The organism is Dyella thailandensis, assembly GCF_050749815.1.
Classification (GTDB): domain Bacteria; phylum Pseudomonadota; class Gammaproteobacteria; order Xanthomonadales; family Rhodanobacteraceae; genus Dyella_A.
On record NZ_CP192735.1, the window covers coordinates 3,723,453 to 3,743,868 of the forward strand.

Consider the following 20,416-nt stretch of genomic DNA (forward strand, 5'->3'; position numbering starts at 1 on the left):
ACGGCTTACCGATGGATGTGTAGCGCACACAAAAGATTTTGAAGCCCACCGGCGTTGAGGCCGGCGTGGTGTTCTTTGAAAACGTAAACGAGTGACAAGCGTTTTGGTTCGAAACCGAACCGAGATGTGTCGTTGAGGCAATGTAGCGACGTGTTGTTTGGCGGAATCTCATTCCTGAGGAGGAATGGGAGTATGCCCCGAGGCGACTTGGGGTTATATGGTCAAGCGAACTAAGCGTATACGGTGGATGCCTTGGCAGTCAGAGGCGATGAAGGACGTGGCAGCCTGCGAAAAGTGTCGGGGAGCTGGCAACAAGCTTTGATCCGGCAATGTCCGAATGGGGAAACCCACTCCGCAAGGAGTACTGCATGGTGAATACATAGCCATGCAGGGCGAACCCGGGGAACTGAAATATCTAAGTACCCGGAGGAAAAGAAATCAACCGAGATTCCGTCAGTAGCGACGAGCGAACGCGGAGCAGCCCAAAAGCACACTTTGTTCTAGTCAAACGGCATGGAAAGGCCGGCCATAGATGGTGATAGCCCAGTCGACGAAAGGGCATTGTGTGTGAAATTGAGTAAGGCGGGGCACGAGAAACCCTGTCTGAACATGGGGGGACCATCCTCCAAGGCTAAATACTCCTGACTGACCGATAGCGAACTAGTACCGTGAGGGAAAGGCGAAAAGAACCCCGGAGAGGGGAGTGAAATAGACCCTGAAACCGTATACGTACAAGCAGTGGAAGCCCGCAAGGGTGACTGCGTACCTTTTGTATAATGGGTCAGCGACTTACTGTCAGTGGCGAGCTTAACCGTATAGGGGAGGCGAAGGGAAACCGAGTCTGAATAGGGCGCATAGTCTCTGGCAGTAGACCCGAAACCGAGTGATCTATCCTTGGCCAGGTTGAAGGTGCGGTAACACGCACTGGAGGACCGAACCCACATCTGTTGCAATAGATGGGGATGAGCTGAGGATAGGAGTGAAAGGCTAAACAAACTCGGAGATAGCTGGTTCTCCTCGAAAGCTATTTAGGTAGCGCCTCGGACGAATCTTCCTGGGGGTAGAGCACTGTTATGGCTAGCGGGTCATCGCGACTTAGCAAACCATGGCAAACTCCGAATACCAGGACAGACTATCCGGGAGACACACGGCGGGTGCTAACGTCCGTCGTGAAAAGGGAAACAACCCAGACCCGCAGCTAAGGTCCCAAAGTCATAGCTAAGTGGAAAACGATGTGGAAAGGCATAGACAGCCAGGAGGTTGGCTTAGAAGCAGCCACCCTTTAAAGAAAGCGTAATAGCTCACTGGTCGAGTCGGTCTGCGCGGAAGATTTAACGGGGCTAAGCTATGCACCGAAGCTCGGGGTGCACACCTTTGGTGTGCGCGGTAGAGGAGCGTTCTGTAAGCCTGTGAAGGTGGATTGTAAAGTCTGCTGGAGGTATCAGAAGTGCGAATGCTGACATGAGTAACGATAATGGGGGTGAAAAGCCCCCACGCCGAAAGCCCAAGGTTTCCTCGCGCAACGTTCATCGGCGCAGGGTGAGTCGGCCCCTAAGGCGAGGCAGAAATGCGTAGTCGATGGGAAGCTGGTTAATATTCCAGCACTTTTCTTAAGTGCGATGTGGGGACGGAGAAAGTTAGGTCTACCGGGCGTTGGTTGTCCCGGGGAAAGGCGGTAGGCATGGATCTTAGGCAAATCCGGGATCCTTTATGCCGAGCACCGAGACGAGTCCTATTGGACGAAGTGACTGATACTACGCTTCCAGGAAAAGCCACTAAGCTTCAGCTTAAGAAAAACCGTACCGTAAACCGACACTGGTAGGCAGGGTGAGAATCCCAAGGCGCTTGAGAGAACTCGGGTGAAGGAACTAGGCAAAATGGCACCGTAACTTCGGGAGAAGGTGCGCCCATCGACGTGGTCACGTGCGTGACTGAGCGTTGATGGGTCGCAGTAACCTGGCCGCTGCGACTGTTTATCAAAAACACAGCACTCTGCAAACACGAAAGTGGACGTATAGGGTGTGACGCCTGCCCGGTGCTGGAAGGTTAATTGATGGGGTCAGCCGCAAGGCGAAGCTCTTGATCGAAGCCCCAGTAAACGGCGGCCGTAACTATAACGGTCCTAAGGTAGCGAAATTCCTTGTCGGGTAAGTTCCGACCTGCACGAATGGCGTAACGACAGCGGCGCTGTCTCCACCCGAGACTCAGTGAAATTGAAATCGCTGTGAAGATGCAGCGTTCCCGCGGCAAGACGGAAAGACCCCGTGAACCTTTACTATAGCTTTACACTGAACGTTGAGTTCTTCTGTGTAGGATAGGTGGGAGGCTTTGAAGCGCAGACGCCAGTTTGCGTGGAGCCATCCTTGAAATACCACCCTGAAGTGCTTGACGTTCTAACCTAGGCCCGTAATCCGGGTCAGGGACCGTGTATGGTGGGTAGTTTGACTGGGGCGGTCTCCTCCCAAAGAGTAACGGAGGAGCACGAAGGTACGCTCAGCGCGGTCGGACATCGCGCACTGTGTGCAAAGGCATAAGCGTGCTTGACTGCGAGATCGACGGATCAAGCAGGTACGAAAGTAGGTCTTAGTGATCCGGTGGTTCTGTATGGAAGGGCCATCGCTCAACGGATAAAAGGTACTCCGGGGATAACAGGCTGATACCGCCCAAGAGTTCATATCGACGGCGGTGTTTGGCACCTCGATGTCGGCTCATCACATCCTGGGGCTGTAGCCGGTCCCAAGGGTATGGCTGTTCGCCATTTAAAGTGGTACGCGAGCTGGGTTCAGAACGTCGTGAGACAGTTCGGTCCCTATCTGTCGTGGGCGTTGGAGATTTGAGGGGGGCTGCTCCTAGTACGAGAGGACCGGAGTGGACGTTCCGCTGGTGTTCGGGTTGTCTCGCCAGAGGCATTGCCCGGTAGCTATGAACGGAAGTGATAACCGCTGAAAGCATCTAAGCGGGAAGCACGCCCCAAGATGAGATCTCCCGAGAGCTCGACTCTCCTTAAGGCACCATCAAGACTAGGTGGTTGATAGGCGCGGTGTGGAAGTGCAGCAATGCATTGAGCTTACGCGTACTAATGAGCCGTGAGGCTTGACCATATAACCCCAAGACGCTTCGCCGTTCCTCGCGAAACATCTCGAACACGTTTCACCCAAATCGCTTGTCACTCGTTTACCCCAATCGTGGGTCTGGCGCTTCAGCGCTGACCCCACTTTTTCCCTGGCGGCTATAGCGCTGTGGTCCCACCCGATCCCATCCCGAACTCGGAAGTGAAACGCAGCTGCGCCGATGGTAGTGTGCATCCGCATGCAAGAGTAGGTCACCGCCAGGGACCTCATACTAAAAAACCCCCTCAGCCGAGGGGGTTTTTTTTGGCCTCCACTCGGGGCGTTGAGGCGCAAAGTGGTTACCGCTTTCGCCGTCATGACAGCAGTTGTGCTTCAACCCGCGACGCGCTTTCGAAAAAAGGCAACGAAAAAGGCGGAGGATCGCTCCTTCGCCTTTTCTGTCTACGACAACTGGCCAGCTAGCCGCTTCGCGATCGACCTCAGTCGAGGCGGTACCCGAATTGTTCCTCGAACTCCGCATGGAACTGGTCGTAGTTGAACGACTGGTTCTGCGTACCGGGGTGTTCGACCTTCAACGCACCCATCAGCGACGCCATGCGGCCCACCGTCGGCCAATCGCGCCCCTGCATGATGCCGAAGATGAGGCCTGCCCGATAAGCGTCGCCGCAACCGGTCGGATCAACCACCTGACGCTCGCGTGCCGGCGGAATCACGTGGACCGTGTTGTCGGCATGGATCATCGAACCGCGTGGCCCCTGGGTGACGATGTAGGCGCTCACCCGAGAGGCGATCTCCGCCGCCGACCAGCCGGTGCGCGTCTGCAGCAACTGCGACTCGTAGTCGTTGACGATCACATAGGTGGATTTCTCGATCATCGACCGGAATTCGGCGCCGTCGAACAGCGGCATCGCCTGGCCCGGATCGAAGATGAAAGGGACGCCTCGCGCAGCGAACTCATCGACGTGCTGAAGCATCGCTTCGCGGCTGTCGGGCGCCACGATGGCGAAGCTGATCTCGGGAATATCGCGCACGTGGTTCTCATGCGCGCTAGCCATCGCACCCGGGTGGAAGGCCGTGATCTGGTTGTTGTCCAGATCGGTGGTGATGAAGCACTGCGGCGTGAACTGATCTTCGTACTCGCGCACGTAGTCCAGCCGAATACCACGATCAAGCAGATGCTTGCGGTACGGGGCGAAATCCTGACCGACCGCCGCCACCGGGAGCGGGTCGGCGCCGAGCAGCTTGAGGTTGTACGCGATGTTGCCGGCGCATCCCCCGAACTCGCGCCGCATCCGCGGCACCAGGAAAGAAACATTCAGGATGTGCACCTGATCGGGCAGGATGTGATTCTTGAACTGGTCCTGGAACACCATGATGGTGTCGTAGGCCAACGATCCGCAGATAACGGCAGACATGATCCGTGGGTGCCTCGGCAAGATGTTTGGGCCGCTCAGATGCTGGCCCGCATGACGCCGCGACGTCACGCCCCGGCAAAGTCTCAAATCGTACCGGGAACCGGCGCAATTGGCGACTTCGGCTGCCCGCGCACTGTTGTCGGATTGCCCGAGAAAACGCCGATATCGTCGTGTCCTGCAAGGCTTTCTTAACGTCTCAGTCCTTGCGTGCTCTAGCCCCGCTGACTAGACTGGCGCGCTTACTTTTTAGCCAGTCGGACGCGCGGCGACCCCATGTTCAAGAAGTTTCGCGGGATCTTTTCCAACGACATCTCCATCGACCTCGGCACCGCCAATACGCTGATCTATGTGCGTGGCCAGGGCATCGTGCTCAACGAGCCGTCGGTGGTCGCCATTCGTCAGGATCGCGGTCCGGGCGGCCCGCGCACCGTGGCTGCGGTCGGCGGAGACGCCAAGCGCATGCTCGGCCGTACCCCGGGCAACATTGCCACCGTGCGTCCGATGAAGGACGGCGTCATCGCCGACTTCACCATGACCGAGGCGATGCTGCAGCACTTCATCAAGCAGGTGCACAAGTCGCGGATGCTGCGTCCGAGCCCGCGCGTGCTGGTGTGCGTGCCGTGCGGGTCGACCCAGGTCGAACGTCGCGCGATCAAGGAGTCGGCCGAAGGCGCCGGCGCCCGTGACGTGTTCCTGATCGAGGAGCCGATGGCCGCGGCGATCGGCGCCGGCATTCCGGTGCACGAGGCGCGCGGCTCGATGGTGCTGGACATCGGCGGCGGCACCTCCGAGGTGGCGGTGATTTCGCTCAACGGCATTGTCTACTCTGCCTCGGTGCGCGTGGGCGGCGACCGTTTCGACGAGGCGATCATCAACTACGTGCGCCGCAATCACGGCACGCTGATCGGCGAATCCACCGCCGAGCGCATCAAGCTCGAGATCGGCTGTGCGTTCCCGCAGAGCGAGGTCAAGGAGATCGAGATCTCCGGCCGCAATCTGGCCGAAGGCGTGCCGCGCATGTTCACCATCAACTCCAACGAGATCCTCGAGGCGCTGCACGAGCCGCTCGCCGGCATCGTGGCTGCGGTGAAGTCGGCGCTGGAGCAGACCCCGCCGGAGCTTTGCTCCGACGTCGCCGAGCGCGGCATCGTGCTCACCGGCGGTGGCGCGTTGCTGCGTGACCTCGATCGCCTGATTTCTGAAGAGACCGGTCTGCACGTCCAGGTCGCGGACGATCCGCTCACCTGCGTCGCTCGCGGCGGCGGCAAGGCCCTGGAGCTGATCGACCAGCACGGCAGCGATTTCTTCGCTCCCGAGTAACTGTGGTCGCGTCGCCTGCCGTCCAGGCCGGGACACACCCTGTCCCTGGCCTGCCATGCGGATGGCGCGAGGAGTGTCGGCGTTGACACAGCGCAGCTGCATCCCCGATGGACGGGCTTCATGGCGTTGAATCGCGAAGAGTCGCCGCTGTTTGCCGGCACCGTGGCAGGGACGCTGCGCCTGCTCGCCTACCTGGCGCTAGCGATGGTGCTGATGGTGCTCGATCACCGCAACGGCTGGACCTGGCGCGTGCGCTACGCCACCGCGGTCGTGGTCGAGCCGCTCTATCGCCTGGCCGGCGCGCCCAGCGCTGGCATGCGTGCACTGGCAACCGCCTTTTCCGAACGCAAGGCGCTCACCGAGCAGAACCAACGCCTGCGTGAAGACCTGCTGCTGGCCAACGCCAAGCTCAATCGCATGGCGTCCGTTGCGGAGCAGAACCAGCGCCTGAAGGAACTGCTCGACACCCAGCGCAGCCTCGAACTCAACGTGCAGTTGGCCCATGTCATCGGCGTCGACCTGGGGCCGGACCAGCACCGTCTCATGCTCAGCCTCGGTGCGAACAACGGCATCAAGGTCGGCCAGCCGGTGATCGACTCGCGCGGCGTGATGGGGCAGGTTGCGCACGTGTTGCCCAGCACTTCGATCGTCATGCTGATCACCGATCCGGCGCACGCCTTGCCGGTGACGATCGAGCGCACCGGACTGCGCACGATTGCCTACGGTGCGCGCGGCGGACGCGGCCTGATCCTGCCCGACATTCCCATGGCAGCCGACGTGCGGACCGGCGATCGGCTGCTGACCTCGGGCCTAGGCGGGCGCTTTCCTTCCGGGTTCCCGGTAGGCACGGTCACCCGCGTGCAGCCCTCGGCCACCGGGATGTTCCTGGAAGCCAGCGCCACGCCCGCCGCCGATATCGATCGCAGCGAGGATGTGCTGCTGCTGCACGATCAGGCCGAACCGATCGGGCCGCCGGCGCCCGCTGCGCCGGCCGGCCCGCCTGCCGGTCTTGCGCCCTCGTCGAGCGCCCCGCCGCCGCCAACGGCCCGTGCCGCGGGAGTGTCGCCGTGAACCGCCATCGCCTCGCGTTGTTCTGGTTCAGCACCACGCTGGTGGTGGCGCTGCTCGCCATGCTGGTGCCGTTGCCCGCGGTGCTGCAGCCGTTCAAACCCTACTGGCCGGCGCTGGTGCTGCTGTACTGGTCGCTGGAGTCGGGCGAGCGGGTGAACCTGGGCATGGCCTTTCTGGTGGGCCTGTTTGCCGACCTGCTCGACGGCGTGCTGCTCGGTGAGCAGGCGTTGCGCCTGACCGCCCTGGTCTTTATTGCCTTGCGCTTCCGCTCGCGGCTGCGCTTTTTCCCGATGTGGCAGCAGACGCTGGCGGTGCTGGCGCTGCTGCTCAACGACCGCGTGCTGCTGCTGATCGTGCGAGTGTTTGCCGGGGAAGCGTCGCCGCCGGTGAGCTGGTGGTTCTCGCCCTTCGTCGGTGCGGCGCTGTGGCCATTCCTGTTTCTGCTGCTGGATGACCTGCGCATCCGCTTGCGCATCGCCTGAGCGCAGTGGTCGTGATCAAGCGCCGTGGAATCCGCCTGCGCCGAGCGATCAAGGATCCGCGTGGCGAAAGCGTGCTGTTCCGTCGCCGTGCGCTGGCCGGCTTCGGCATCATCCTGCTCGGGTTGCTGGCGCTGGTGGGACGCTATGCGTTCCTGCAGGTGTTGCATCACGACGAGTTCGCCACCCGCTCGGAGGCCAACCGCGTCAAGCCGCGGGCCATTCCTCCGGCGCGTGGCCTGATCTACGACCGTAACGGCGTCCTGCTGGCGGACAACGTCCCGGCGTTCCGGCTCGAGGTGGTGCCCGAGCAGGTGCCGGACATGAAGGCGATGCTGGCGCAGATCGGCACCGTGGTGCCGCTCAGCGACGACGACATCGAGGCGTTCAAGAAGCAGCTGGCGCAGAGTCGCCGTTTCGAAAGCGTGCCGCTGAAGCTGCATCTGTCCGAGGACGATATCGCCCGGTTCGCCATCAACCGCTGGCGCTTTCCCGGGGTGGACGTGGTGCCCTATCTCACCCGCCGCTATCCGTTCGGCGAGCGCTTTGCGCACCTTATCGGCTATGTCGGGCGCATCGACGACAACGACCTCAAGCGCCTCGACCCGGTGCGCTACAAGGGCACCACGCACGTGGGGCGCAGCGGTCTGGAGCGCTCCTATGAGGACGTGTTGCACGGCACGCCGGGCTACGAATTGGTGGAGGTGAATGCCGACGGTCGTACCCAGCGCGTGCTGGAGACGCATCCGCCGATTCCCGGCAAGAACCTCTACCTCAGCGTCGACGTGCGCATCCAGAAGGCTGCCGAAGAAGCGTTCGACGGTCGCCCGGGCGCCGCCGTAGCGATCGATCCGCGCAACGGCCAGGTGCTGGCGATGGTCAGTGTGCCGAGTTTCGATCCCAATCTGTTCGTCAACGGCATCAGTTCAGCCGACTACAAGGCACTCACCACCGATCCGGAAAAGCCGCTGTACAACCGCGCCCTGCGTGGCGTGTATCCGCCGGGCTCTACCGTGAAGCCGCTGATCGGCCTGGCCGGCCTGGAATCGGGCCTGCGCACGCCGCAGGACACGGTGGTCTCCACCGGTCAGTACTGCATTCCCGGCACCACGTTCTGCCGGCGCGACGATCAGCGCGGCGGCGTCGGCCGGGTCGACCTCGCCGAGGCGATCGAGCAGTCGGTCAACACGTATTTCTACAAGCTGGCGCTGGACCTGGGCATCGACCGGCTCAGCGACTACATGAGCAAGTTCGGCTTCGGCCGTCCGACCGGTATCGATCTGGTGGGCGAATCGGACGGCGTGCTGCCGTCGCGTGAGTGGAAGCAGGCGCACTCACGCCAGCCCTGGTTCCCGGGCGAGACGATGATCGCCGGCATTGGCCAGGGTTACTGGGCGGTGACGCCGATCCAGCTCGCCCACGCCATCGCTACCTTTGCCGGCCACGGTGTGCCGTACGCGCCGCGGCTGGTGATGGCCACGCAGGACAGCGTGGAGGCCAAGCGCAAGCCGCTGCCCAATCCGCCGCTGGGGCCGAGCCTGATCACCTCACCCGCCTACTGGTCCGCCGTCGACCAGGGCATGCAGATGGTGATGTACGGCGACAAGGGCACCGGCCGCTCGTTGACCGTCGGCTTCCCGTACCGGCTCGCCGGTAAGAGCGGCACCGCCGAGCGCTTTTCGCGCAAGGGCAACACCTACGACGATCGCAGCAACCTGGCCTATCTCGCCTCGCGCAACCGCGCTTGGTTCGAGGTGTATGCCCCGGCCGAGGATCCGCAGATCGCCGTGGTCGCCGTGCTGGAAGCCGGCGCCTGGGGTGCGTCGTCGGCCGGCCCGATCACCCGGCACATCCTCGATGCGTGGGTGGCGGCGAAGGGACGTGCGGCTCCGCCGTACACGCCCTACCGTGACGACGCCATCGGCAACGCGTCGGCGACGGTGGAGGACCTGCCGGTGGACGCCACCGGCGAGGTGCCGGCCGAAGCCGCCTCGGCCCCTGACGACGGAGCCACGCCATGATCCACCCGCTGTACATGCGCATGCGCCGCTTTGTCCGCCGACTGCTCACGCGCCCGCGGATCGACCTGCCGCTGGTGTTCGGCCTGTTCGCGCTGGCCTGCGTTGGCCTGATGACGCTCTACAGCGCCGGCGACCGGAGCCTCGGGTTGGTTGGCGGGCAGGCAGCGCGCTTCGTGATGGGAGGCGTGTTGTTGCTGCTGGTGTCGCGCATTCCGCCGTCGACGCTGCGCACGTGGACGCCCTGGCTGTATGCCGGCAGCACCGCCTTGCTGGTGGTGGTAGCGGTGCTGGGCGAGGGGCGCGGTGCATATCGCTGGCTCGACCTGGGCGTGATGCGCTTCCAGCCCTCGGAGCTGCTCAAGCTGACCATGCCGATGATGGTGGCCTGGTACCTGCATCCGCGGCAGTTGCCACCGAGCTGGAAGGACATCGCCATGGTCGGCTTGCTGATCGCAGTGCCGGCCGGGCTGATCGCCGAGCAGCCGGATCTGGGCACGGCATTGCTGGTGGCTGGTGCCGGCGCCTTCGCGCTGTTCCTCTCGGGCATGTCGTGGTGGCGCATCGGTGCGCTGCTGGGCGCGGCCGCGGCGATGGTGCCGGTGGGCTGGCACTTCATGCACCAGTACCAGCGCGACCGCGTGATGACCCTGCTCAATCCGGAGTCGGACCCGCTGGGCAACGGCTGGCACATCATCCAGTCGCAGATCGCGGTGGGCTCCGGCGGCGTGTTCGGCAAGGGCTGGCAGCACTCCACGCAGTCGCGGCTGGATTTCCTGCCCGAGCACACCACCGACTTCATCTTCGCGGTGTTCTCCGAGGAATTCGGCCTGGTCGGCGTGATCGGCATCCTGGCGCTGTACGCTTTCATCATCGGCCGCTGCCTGTGGATCGCGATGGAAGCGCGCGACACGTATTCGCGTCTGCTCGCCGGCGCCATCGGCATGAGCTTCTTCGTCTACGTGCTGGTCAACGGCGGCATGGTGGCCGGCATGCTGCCGGTGGTCGGCGTGCCGATGCCGCTGGTGAGCTACGGCGGCACGTCGGCGGTGTCGTTGCTCACCGGCTTCGGCGTGCTGATGTCGATCCACGCGCACCGCAAGATGCACGACTGAACCGCCGCCCGATTTCGCCCCGCCGGCGCCCCGGCGCGCGGCGCGGCGCGTGTTAGGCTCTCGGCGCTGAACTTCGAGCGAGCCACGGACTGATGACTGTTTTTCACGCGACGCCCGTTTCCCGCCTGGTCATCGCGTTGGGCCTGCTCGCCGCCCCGGTCATTTCGCCCCTGCATGCGCAGACCCACCCGGGCCAGGCGGCGCTGGTGCGCGAGGTGGCGCGCGACACCGGCAAGAGCCCCGCTGCGCTCAACCGCCTGCTCGACGGCGCCACCAAGCAGCAGAGCATCCTCGATGCGATCAGCCGGCCGGCCGAGGCCAAGCCGTGGCGCGATTACCGCCCGATCTTCATGACCGAGCAGCGCATCGCCGACGGCGTGGCGTTCTACCGCGAGCATCGGGCGCTGCTGGAGCAGGTCGGCCAGCAATACGGCGTAGCGCCGGAGTACATCGTGGCGATCCTCGGCGTGGAGACCAATTACGGTCGCCTCGGCGGCAAATACAAGGTGCTCGATGCCCTGGTCACGCTGGGCCTGTACTACCCGCCGCGTGCCAAGTTCTTTCGCGAACAGCTGAAGGTCCTGCTGGAGCTGCCGGCCAACCACCTGGCCGGTCCGCTCGACACGCTGCTGGGCTCCTACGCCGGTGCGCAGGGCTGGGGCCAGTTCATGCCATCGAGCATCCGCGATTTCGCCGTGGACGAAGATCACGACGGCCGCATCGACCTGCGCAACTCGCTGCCGGACATCTTCGCCAGCGTCGCCAACTACTTTGCCGGGCACGGCTGGGTGCGGGGCGGTCCAGTGGCGATGCGCGCGCAGCCAGACAGCGCAGCCACCCCGATCACGGTGAAGGACAGCAAGCCGCAGTGGCCGCTGGAGCAGCTCGAGGCCTGGGGCTACGCGCCGCTGGCGTCGGCCAATCCCGGTGAGCCGAGCAGCCTGCAGATGCTGGATGGCGCCGCCGGACCGGAGTACTGGTTCACCTTCCAGAATTTCTACGTCATCACCACCTACAACCGCAGTCCGCTCTATGCCATGGCCGTTTATCAGCTGGCGCAGGCGATCGATGCGGGCGTGCAGCAGGCGGACGCGACGCAATGAGGCGCCTGTCGGGGGCGCTGCTTTGCGTGGCAACGGCGCTGCTGCTGGCCGGATGCGCAGGCCACAAGGCGCGCCCCTCGCATACCGGCGGCGCCAGCGAGACGCGTGGTGCATCCGGCGCATCGCGCGGTCATGCCGGCGATGCGTTCCACGACGACCTCAGCAAGGGCCAGGACAGCCGCTACCGCGACCGCAACGACAGCGTACCCACCGGCAACCCGCTGGACGTGAGCAAGCTGGTCGAACCCACTCCGCACTGGGAGCCGCGGTCGGCCTACGGCAACAAGTCGCCCTACACCGTGCTCGGCCACACCTACCGCGTGCTGCCGTCGGCGCGCGGCTACGTGGAGCGCGGCATCGCCTCGTTCTACGGCAACAAGTTCCACGGCTACAAGACATCGAGCCTGGAGAACTACGACATGTACCAGTTCTCCGCCGCGCACAAGACGCTGCCGCTGCCCAGCTACGCGCGTGTCACCAACCTGGCCAACGGCAAGAGCGTGATCGTGCGCATCAACGATCGCGGCCCGTTCCACGCCAACCGGCTGATCGATCTTTCCTACGCCGCAGCGGTGAAGATCGGCATCTGGCCCGCCGGCACCGGCATGGTCGAGGTACGCGCAATCGATCCCGCTCATCCCGAAGACACGCCCGCTCCGGTAGCCGCCGCGGCACCGGTGCGGGAACCTGGCGCTGCAAATCCGGTCCCTGTTGCCGGCGCTTCGCCGGCGATCTACCTCCAGGTGGGCGCGTTCTCCGAGGCGGCTAACGCTGATCGGCTGGCGCAGCGGCTGCGGGCGGCCAATCTGGGCCAGGTCCAGGTGATCCAGCTGCAGAGCAATGGCCAGGCGATCCGTCGGGTGCGCGTGGGACCGCTGCCGGATGCTGAACGGGCCGACGAAGTCGCGCGCCGGATCGAGGCGATGGGCCTGCCCACCCCGCAGGTCGCGGTAGACTGAGCGGTATTTCTTCACGGATGGCATGTCGCGTGCCGTCCCTTGCCAGACGGGATTGAACACAACGATGAGCTTTGTCCGCCGTACCCTGGTTGCATTCGCCGCCACCGCCCTGGTGGCTGGCGCCGCGCTGGCCCAGCAGGTTCCGCCGCGCCCCTCGCCGGTGCCGCGACCGGTGATGCCGGAGGCGCCGGTGCCGCCGCCGCCGGACGTGGACGGCAAGACCTGGGTGCTGATGGACTACGCCACTGGCCAGATCCTCGCCAGCAAGAACCCCGACGAGCGCGTCGAGCCGGCCTCGATCACCAAGATCATGACCGACTACGTGGTGTCCGCCGAAGTCGCCAACGGCCGCATCCACATGACCGACCCGGTCACCATCAGCGAGCACGCCTGGCGCGGTGGCGGCGCCGGTACCGATGGCTCCACCAGCTTCATGAAGCTGGGCAGCCAGGTGCCGCTGAAGGATCTGCTGTACGGCATGATCATCCAGTCCGGCAACGACGCGGCGATCGCGCTGGCCGAGCACACCGCCGGCTCCGAGGATGCGTTCGCCAACCTGATGAACGCCTATGCCAAGCAGCTGGGCATGGTGAACTCGAACTTCGAGAACGCCTCGGGCTATCCGATCGCCAACCACTACACCACCGCCCACGACATCGCGATCCTCTCGCGCGCGCTGATCCACGACTTCCCGGATGATTACGCCATCTCGGCGATCAAGCAGTTCGAGTGGAACGGCATCAAGCAGGGTAACCGCAACACCCTGCTGTGGCGCGACCCCACCGTGGACGGCATCAAGACCGGCCACACCGCGGCCGCCGGCTACTGCCTGGCCGCCTCGGCCAAGCAGGGCGACTCGCGCATGATCGCCATCGTGATGGGCGCCAGCTCGGAGAAGGCCCGCGCCGATTCGGCCATGGCGCTGCTCAACTACGGCTTCCGCTTCTACGAGACCCACAAGCTGTACGAGGCCGGCAAGCCGCTGGCCACGCCGCGCCTGTGGAAGGGCGAGAACAAGACCCTGCCGCTGGGCGTGACCGACGCCGTGCAGGTCACCGTCAAGCGCGGCCAGTACGACAAGCTCAAGGCCACCATGGATGTGCCGGCCACACTGATCGCCCCGTTCAAGAAGGGTCAGCAGGTAGGTACGCTGCGCATCACGCTCGACGGCCAGCCGGTGCAGAGCGTGCCGCTGGTGGCGCTGGCCGACGCCCCGCAGGGCGGGTTCTTCTCGCGCCTGTGGGATTCGATCCTGCTGTGGTTCCACGGCAGCGACAAGAAGGCTGACGCGGACGCCAAGTGATGCAGGAAATCGACTTCTCCCAGGCAAAGAAAGACGGCAAGGGCTTCCAGTTTCCCGGGGAGTTCGAGATCACCGCGATGGGCAATGCCGGTGCCGACCTACCGGCCCACGTGCCGCGCCTGTTGGAGGGCCATGGCCTGCACGTACTGCACGAGACGGTGCGCTACAAGCAGTCCGCCGGCGGCAACTACGTGTCGGTGACGGTGAGTTTCCGCGCCCAGACGCGGGAGGAGTACGACGCGGCGCATACCGTGCTGCGGGCCGATCCGGACATCCGTTACACGCTCTGATGAGGCACGCAGGGCCAGCCAATCACGGGGAACGCGCCTGGCGCGTTCCCCGTTTGCGTTGGCGTCGGCGGGCTTGAATCCCCCGCGCCGCCCCCTGATGTTGAGCGTGTTTCTCCGCCGTACCGGAACCCCCGCATGACCCTGCCCCTGAAGATCCGCCGGCTCGGACGCCAGCCCTACGAGGCGACCTGGAGGGCGATGAGCGCCTTCACCGACAACCGCACCGCCGACACCCCCGACGAGCTGTGGCTGCTCGAGCACGATCCGGTGTTCACCCAGGGCCAGGCGGGCAAGGCCGAGCACGTGCTGGCGCCGGGCGACATCCCGGTGGTGCAGGTGGATCGCGGCGGCCAGGTGACCTACCACGGCCCCGGCCAGATCGTCGGCTACCCGCTGATCGACCTGCGCCGCGTGGGCGTGGGCGTGCGCGAGCTGGTCCACCGCATCGAGCAGACCCTGATCGATACGCTGGCGCACTGGAACGTCGTCGCCGAGCGGGTCGAGGGCGCGCCCGGGGTCTACGTGGCCGGCGCCAAGGTGGCGGCGCTGGGCCTGCGCGTGCGCCGCGGCTGCAGTTTCCACGGCCTGGCTTTCAACGTGGCCATGGACCTGGAGCCGTATCACCGCATCAACCCTTGTGGCTACAAGGGTTTGGCGGTGACACAGGTGCTAGACTTGGGCGGTCCGTCGCGACTGGCGGACGTCGAAGACGTGCTCATTGGCGAGTTCTGCCGCCAATTCGGTTTCGACGCCGAGCCGGCCGCCCCCCAACTCCCCGAACTCCCCGCGCGCGCCGCGGTCTAGGCATGTGCTCATGAGCGAATCCCCCGCGACTCCCAAGACGATCCCGATCCGCACGGTCGCCGCACCGGCGGTCGAGAAGCAGTTGGGCAACGACAAGATCGCCCTCAACCGCGCCGGGTTCGACACCGCGGTGCCGACCCTGCGCAAGCCGAGCTGGATCCGCGTACGCCTGCCGCAGGGCAACGCCGTGCAGGAGCTCAAGGCACGCCTGCGCGAAAACGCGCTGGTGACGGTGTGCGAGGAAGCCTCCTGCCCCAACATTCACGAGTGTTTCTCCAAGGGCACCGCCACGTTCATGATCCTCGGCGAGGTGTGCACGCGGCGCTGCTCGTTCTGCGACGTAGCCCACGGCCGACCGGCCGCGCCCGATCCGCTGGAGCCGGCGCGCCTGGCCGAAACCATCCGCGACATGCGCCTGAAGTACGTGGTGATCACCTCGGTCGACCGCGATGACCTGCGCGACGGCGGCGCCGAGCACTTCGCCAGCTGCATCCGCGCCACGCGCCACGCCGCACCGGGCATCAAGATCGAAATCCTCACCCCCGACTTCCGCGGCAAGGGCCGCATGGAGCGGGCGCTGGAAGTGCTCAAGGATTTCCCGCCGGACGTGTTCAACCACAACCTGGAAACCGTGCCGCACCTGTACCGCGAAGTGCGTCCGGGCGCCGACTACCAGTGGTCGCTGGACCTGCTCAAGCGCTTCAAGGCGCAGCATCCGGACGTGCCGACCAAGTCCGGCATCATGCTGGGCCTGGGCGAAACCTGGGACCAGGTCATTGAGACCATGCGCGACCTGCGCGCGCACGACGTCGAGATGATCACCATCGGCCAGTACCTGCAGCCCACGCCGCATCACCACCCGGTGGTGCGTTACTGGACGCCGGAAGAATTCGACGCGCTGCGCAAGGAGGGCGAGGCGATGGGTTTCCATCACGTCGCTTCCGGTCCGCTGGTGCGATCCTCCTACCACGCCGACCTGCAGGCTCATGCCGCAGGCGTTACCGAACTTGCCTGAGGGAACTGCATGACCTTTCGTCCTTCGCTCGCCCTGCTGGTTGCCCTCACCCTTGCCGGCGGCGCTGCGGGCGTGCAGGCCCAGCAGGCACCCGCCGCGGCGCCAGCCGCCGATGACGCGGCCACCGGCCAGCCCGCGCGCAAGGCCTCGGTGCTCCCCCTGCAGGCCACCTCGGAGGAAGCCGAGGCGGCGCAGCTCTCCGCGCGCTTCCTCACCCGCTTCCACTACGACGCGCAGCCGCTCGACGACGCCATGTCGGCGCGCATCTACGCCAAGTACCTCGATCAGCTCGATGGCGAGAAGGTGTTCTTCACCCAGGAAGACCTGGCGAAGTTCGCGCCGCTGAAGACCAAATTCGACGATGCGATCTGGAACAAGGACCTGAGCGGCCCGTTCTCGATCTTCAACCTCTACGTGAAGCGCGCCAGCGAGCGTATGCACTACGCGCTGGGCCTGCTCGACAAGGGCTTCGACTTCTCCAAGGACGAGAGCTACGTGCTCGATCGCGAGAAGGCCGACTGGCCGAAGGACCAGGCCGAGCTGGACAACCTGTGGCGCCAGCGCACCAAGAACGACTGGCTGCGCCTGAAGCTCGCCGGCAAGGACGATGCGGAGATCCGCAAGACGCTGACCAAGCGCTATTCCACGCTGCTGGACCGCATCAAGCAGCTCGATGGCGAGGACGCGTTCCAGAGCTTCATGACCGCCTACGCGGAAACCACCGACCCGCACACCGACTACCTCGGCCCACGCCTGGCGCAGAACTTCGACATCTCGATGAAGCTCTCGCTGGAGGGCATCGGCGCGGTGCTGCAGGCGCGCGACGAGTACACCCAGATCCGTGAGATCGTGCCCGGCGGCCCGGCCGCCAAGTCCGGCAAGCTCGAAGTGGGTGACCGCATCGTGGCGATCGGCCAGGACAACGGCCCGATGGTCGACGTCATCGGCTGGCGCCTGGACGACGTGGTCAACAAGATCCGCGGCAAGAAGGACACCACCGTGCGCATCGAGGTGCTGCCCGCCGATGCCGGTCCGGATGGCAAGCACGAGCTGGTCACGCTGGTGCGCAAGAAGGTGGTGGTGGAGGAGCAGGCGGCCAAGTCCAAGGTCATCGACATCAAGGACGGCGGCGTCACCCGCAAGATCGGCGTGATCGACCTGCCCACCTTCTATGCCGACTTCGCCGCGCGCGCCAAGGGCGATCCGAACTACAAGAGCGCCACCCGCGACGTCGCCAAGCTGCTCACCGAGCTCAAGGCGCAGGGCGTCGAAGGCGTGGTGATGGACCTGCGCAACAACGGCGGCGGCTCGCTCGACGAAGCTAACGAACTCACCGGCCTGTTCATCGACACCGGCCCGGTGGTGCAGGTGCGCAAGGCCAACGGCGAGGTGGAAGTGCAGGGCGACGATGACCCCGGCCTGGCCTGGAGCGGCCCGATGGCCGTGCTGGTCAACCGCGGCTCGGCCTCCGCTTCGGAGATCTTCGCCGCGGCGATCCAGGATCACGGCCGCGGCCTGATCATCGGCGAGCCGACCTTCGGCAAGGGCACCGTGCAGAACCTGGTGGACCTGGACCGCTTCGCGCAGAGCGACAGCGAGAAGCCGCAGATGGGCGAGCTGAAGATGACCATCGCCGAGTTCTTCCGCATCAACGGCGGCTCCACCCAGCTCAAGGGCGTCACGCCGGACATCCAGTTCCCCAAGAACGGCGACGAGAAGGATTTCGGCGAGTCCACCTATGACAACGCGCTGCCGTGGACTCAGATCGCGCCGGCCCAGTACAAGCCGGTGGCCGACCTCAAGGCCTACCTGCCGCAGCTAGAAAAGCTGCACGACGAGCGTGTGGCCACGTCGCCGGCATGGAAGCTGATGCTCGACCAGCTGGCGCAGTACAAGAAAATGCGCAACCAGACCACGATTTCGCTCAACCTCGCCCAGCGCCAAGCCGAGCGCAAGCAGCTGGACAAGATCCAGGCCGATTTCCTCGCCCGCCGCAAGGCGATCGATGGCGACGCCGTGCCGGCGGATGCGGACAGCAGCCTCGACGACGGCCTCAACGCCAACGAGCGCAGCCTCAAGTCCGAGTTGAAGGCCGAGAAGGATGCCAAGAAGGCCAAGGACGTCGAGCTGGACGAGACGGCGCACATCCTGTTCGACGCGGTGGGCCTGATCAAGGCCGATCCCAAGCTCGCCGCCGAAGTGCTGCCCTACGGCGGCAAGTTCTCCAGCGCGGCCGCCGTCGCCCAGGTGCCGGCGCCCACCGCCGCCAAGCCCACGCCCACGCAGCCCTGAGGCGATCGTTCGCTTCAAAAAAGCCGGCGCATGCGCCGGCTTTTTTATTGCCCCCGTAGGAGCCCGCTCGCGGGCGATGCCTTTTGCTCTTGGTGGCACATCAAAGCCAGAGCATCGCCCGCGAGCGGGCTCCTACAGGAGGCGGCGGGTAGGGGGTGCTTCTTATCCTGGTCGCCTCGCGCGAATCGAGGTGGGGCACGGCGCACGGCCCTTCTGATGGTGCTGCCAATCCCGGCGTGCCCGGCACCCTGGCGCCGCCGTCTTCTTACCCCTGTAGGAGCCCGCTCGCGGGCGATGCCTTTTGCTTTTGGTGGCGCATCAAAACCAAAGCATCGCCCGCGAGCGGGCTCCTACAAAGGATCGGCGGTGCGGACTACTTCTTGGGGGCTTGGCCTCCGCTTGGGCCTTGGCCTTCTGCTGCTGCTCCATCCAGTGGCGGAACGCATCGATGTGGGGCATGTCGCGCAGCACCTTCGAGTGCGGGTCGACGATCACCAGCGTGCCCGGCGCAGCGTGTACTTCACCGCGGCCGCCGGTCATCGGCAGCGCCTGCACGTGGTCACCCACGCGGACCTCCAGCGGCATCGGGAAGGCTTCGTTGTGCTCAGTCACCCAGTGGAAGGCCAGCGTATCGCCGTGTCGCTCGCGCACCAGTTGCGGCAGCTTCGCGTCGTACAGGTAGGCCTGGAAGAACCAGCCGTAATCCTTGCCGGTGACCCGCTTGACGATGTCGATGTAATCCTTGGTGGTCGCGTAGCGTGGCTGGAAGTTGCCGGGCTTCGGATCGGGGCGGCCATAGACCAGCTCGCGGATGCTCTGGAAGAACGCATCGTCGCCAATCAGCCCGCGCAGGGTATGCAGCACCAGCGAGCCCTTGAAGTAGATGTCGTTGGCCGGGCCACGGTCGGCGTCGTACACCTCATGCTCGGCGTGCGGCTTGCCCGAGACGATCGGGAAAGCGTTCTTCACGCTCAGCCGTTCGGTGTGGAGCATCGCGTAGTAGTCCATGTCGCCATTGAGGTACTGCGCGTACAGCGGCTGCATATAGGTGCCGAATCCTTCGTGCAGCCACATGTCGTCCCAGTTCACGTTGGTGACCTGGTTGCCGAACCACTCGTGCGCAAATTCGTGCTGCAGTAGCCAGTCGTAGCCGTAGCCGTCCTTCGCGTAGTGGTTGCCGTACGCGTTGAGGGTCTGGTGCTCCATGCCCTTATGCGGGGTTTCCACCACGCCCATCTTCTCGTCGCCGAACGGGTACGGCCCGATCTCCTGCTCGAAGAAGTCGAGCATCGGCGTGAAGCTGGCAAACAGCTCCTTGGCCTGCGCCTCGTGTTCGGGCAGGTACCAGAACTCCATCGGGATGGTGTTGCCGTAGCGGCTGGCGTAGTTGCCCTTGAGCTCCTTGAACGGCCCCACGTTGATCGAGATGGCGTAGGTGTCCGGGCGCTTGATGCGCCAGTGCCAGGTTCGCGTGGCGCCGTGGTCCTCAACGCCCACCAGCACACCGTTGCCCGGAGCAGCCAGGTCCTTCGGCACGGTCACCCAGGTGTCGACCAGGTCCGGCTTGCCGGTGGGCTGGTCGATGCACGGCCAGAACAGGTCGCAGCCTTCGCCCTCCACCGCGCTGGCCACCCAGGGCTTGCCGCCCGGCGTGGTGCTCCACACGAAGCCGCCATCCCACGGCGCGTTCTTCGCCACGTGCGGAGCGCCGCCGTAGCGGATGCCCACGCTCACCGTCTCACCCTTGGCCAGCGCGTGCGGCAGCGCGATGCGCAGCCGGCCAGTCGGGTTGCTCCAGTTGCTGGGCGCCATCGGCTGGTCGCCCAGCGTGATCGAGGCAATCGGCAGGTTGCGATCCAGGTCCAGCACCAGCACGTCGGTCGGCGCCGTAGCGGTAAAGGTCAACCGCGCGTCGCCGCTCAGGCGCCGATGCGGGATGTCGAGCGTGAAGTGCAGCTCCGCGTGATCGAAATGCACTCGCGTCTGCTCTACCGGCATCGGCCCGCCGGAGCTCAGCGTCTGTGGCGTAAGGCTTGGCTGTTGGGTCGCGGGCGACTCGGCGGCGGTGCTGGCACAGGCAACGAGGCCGAGCGCGACGCCGAGCGCCAGCGTGGACAAGCGTGGATGCATGGGAGCTCCTTGGTGTTTCCAATCGGGCAGC

General features: G+C 64.8%; 14 protein-coding genes and 2 rRNA genes. 14 read left to right on the top strand and 2 right to left on the bottom strand.

Features of this window, described 5'->3' with window-relative positions; genetic code table 11:
- The first annotated feature begins 219 nt into the window (after nt 1–219).
- Both ACQVBX_RS16955 and rrf read left to right on the top strand, forming a co-directional pair.
- Nucleotides 220–3,101, top strand: a 23S ribosomal RNA gene (locus ACQVBX_RS16955).
- A 120-nt stretch (nt 3,102–3,221) separates the two neighbouring features.
- Nucleotides 3,222–3,334: ribosomal RNA gene (rrf, locus tag ACQVBX_RS16960) — 5S ribosomal RNA — on the top strand.
- 216 nt (nt 3,335–3,550) lie between these two features.
- Here rrf and ACQVBX_RS16965 read toward each other — a convergent pair.
- The gene (locus ACQVBX_RS16965) at nt 3,551–4,486 is read right to left on the bottom strand and encodes a carbohydrate kinase family protein (RefSeq protein ID WP_431638221.1); all 936 of its coding nucleotides are present in this window, start codon (nt 4,484–4,486) and stop codon (nt 3,551–3,553) included.
- 273 nt (nt 4,487–4,759) lie between these two features.
- Between ACQVBX_RS16965 and ACQVBX_RS16970 the strand changes: the two genes are divergently transcribed.
- The 12 genes from ACQVBX_RS16970 (at nt 4,760) to ACQVBX_RS17025 (ending at nt 18,255) form a co-directional block, all read left to right on the top strand.
- Nucleotides 4,760–5,806 (top strand): rod shape-determining protein, encoded by a 1,047-nt coding sequence (locus ACQVBX_RS16970; protein WP_431635587.1) that lies wholly within the window; start codon nt 4,760–4,762, stop codon nt 5,804–5,806.
- Nucleotides 5,807–5,926: 120 nt separating this feature from the next.
- Entirely contained in the window at nt 5,927–6,877 is a 951-nt protein-coding gene (gene mreC / locus ACQVBX_RS16975; protein WP_431635588.1) for a rod shape-determining protein MreC, read from the top strand.
- Entirely contained in the window at nt 6,874–7,359 is a 486-nt protein-coding gene (gene mreD, locus ACQVBX_RS16980; RefSeq protein ID WP_431635589.1) for a rod shape-determining protein MreD, read from the top strand. Before mreC ends, mreD begins: the two co-directional genes overlap by 4 nt.
- A gap of 29 nt (nt 7,360–7,388) precedes the next feature.
- Nucleotides 7,389–9,377: a penicillin-binding protein 2 gene (gene mrdA / locus ACQVBX_RS16985; RefSeq protein ID WP_431638222.1), complete on the top strand. Its 1,989-nt coding sequence runs from the start codon at nt 7,389–7,391 to the stop codon at nt 9,375–9,377.
- Nucleotides 9,374–10,489, top strand: a complete 1,116-nt coding sequence (gene rodA, locus ACQVBX_RS16990; RefSeq protein WP_431635591.1) for a rod shape-determining protein RodA — start codon at nt 9,374–9,376, stop codon at nt 10,487–10,489. Before mrdA ends, rodA begins: the two co-directional genes overlap by 4 nt.
- Before the next feature lie 92 nt (nt 10,490–10,581).
- Nucleotides 10,582–11,592, top strand: coding sequence for a lytic murein transglycosylase B (mltB, locus tag ACQVBX_RS16995; RefSeq protein ID WP_431635592.1), 1,011 nt, complete (start codon nt 10,582–10,584; stop codon nt 11,590–11,592).
- Nucleotides 11,589–12,551 carry a septal ring lytic transglycosylase RlpA family protein gene (locus ACQVBX_RS17000; RefSeq protein WP_431635595.1) on the top strand — a complete coding sequence of 321 codons (963 nt, stop codon included), beginning with the start codon at nt 11,589–11,591 and terminating at the stop codon, nt 12,549–12,551. Before mltB ends, ACQVBX_RS17000 begins: the two co-directional genes overlap by 4 nt.
- A gap of 64 nt (nt 12,552–12,615) precedes the next feature.
- Nucleotides 12,616–13,854: a D-alanyl-D-alanine carboxypeptidase family protein gene (locus ACQVBX_RS17005; protein ID WP_431635596.1), complete on the top strand. Its 1,239-nt coding sequence runs from the start codon at nt 12,616–12,618 to the stop codon at nt 13,852–13,854.
- The gene (locus ACQVBX_RS17010) at nt 13,854–14,144 is read left to right on the top strand and encodes a DUF493 family protein (protein WP_431635597.1); all 291 of its coding nucleotides are present in this window, start codon (nt 13,854–13,856) and stop codon (nt 14,142–14,144) included. Before ACQVBX_RS17005 ends, ACQVBX_RS17010 begins: the two co-directional genes overlap by 1 nt.
- Nucleotides 14,145–14,279: 135 nt before the next feature.
- Nucleotides 14,280–14,948, top strand: coding sequence for a lipoyl(octanoyl) transferase LipB (lipB, locus tag ACQVBX_RS17015; protein WP_431635598.1), 669 nt, complete (start codon nt 14,280–14,282; stop codon nt 14,946–14,948).
- A 10-nt stretch (nt 14,949–14,958) separates the two neighbouring features.
- Nucleotides 14,959–15,963: a lipoyl synthase gene (lipA, locus tag ACQVBX_RS17020; RefSeq protein WP_431635600.1), complete on the top strand. Its 1,005-nt coding sequence runs from the start codon at nt 14,959–14,961 to the stop codon at nt 15,961–15,963.
- A gap of 9 nt (nt 15,964–15,972) precedes the next feature.
- Nucleotides 15,973–18,255, top strand: coding sequence for a carboxy terminal-processing peptidase (locus ACQVBX_RS17025; RefSeq protein WP_431635602.1), 2,283 nt, complete (start codon nt 15,973–15,975; stop codon nt 18,253–18,255).
- A gap of 318 nt (nt 18,256–18,573) precedes the next feature.
- Here the strand turns inward: ACQVBX_RS17025 and ACQVBX_RS17030 are convergent, their stop codons facing one another.
- Nucleotides 18,574–20,385 (bottom strand): M1 family metallopeptidase, encoded by a 1,812-nt coding sequence (locus ACQVBX_RS17030; protein WP_431635603.1) that lies wholly within the window; start codon nt 20,383–20,385, stop codon nt 18,574–18,576.
- Nucleotides 20,386–20,416 lie beyond the last annotated feature (31 nt).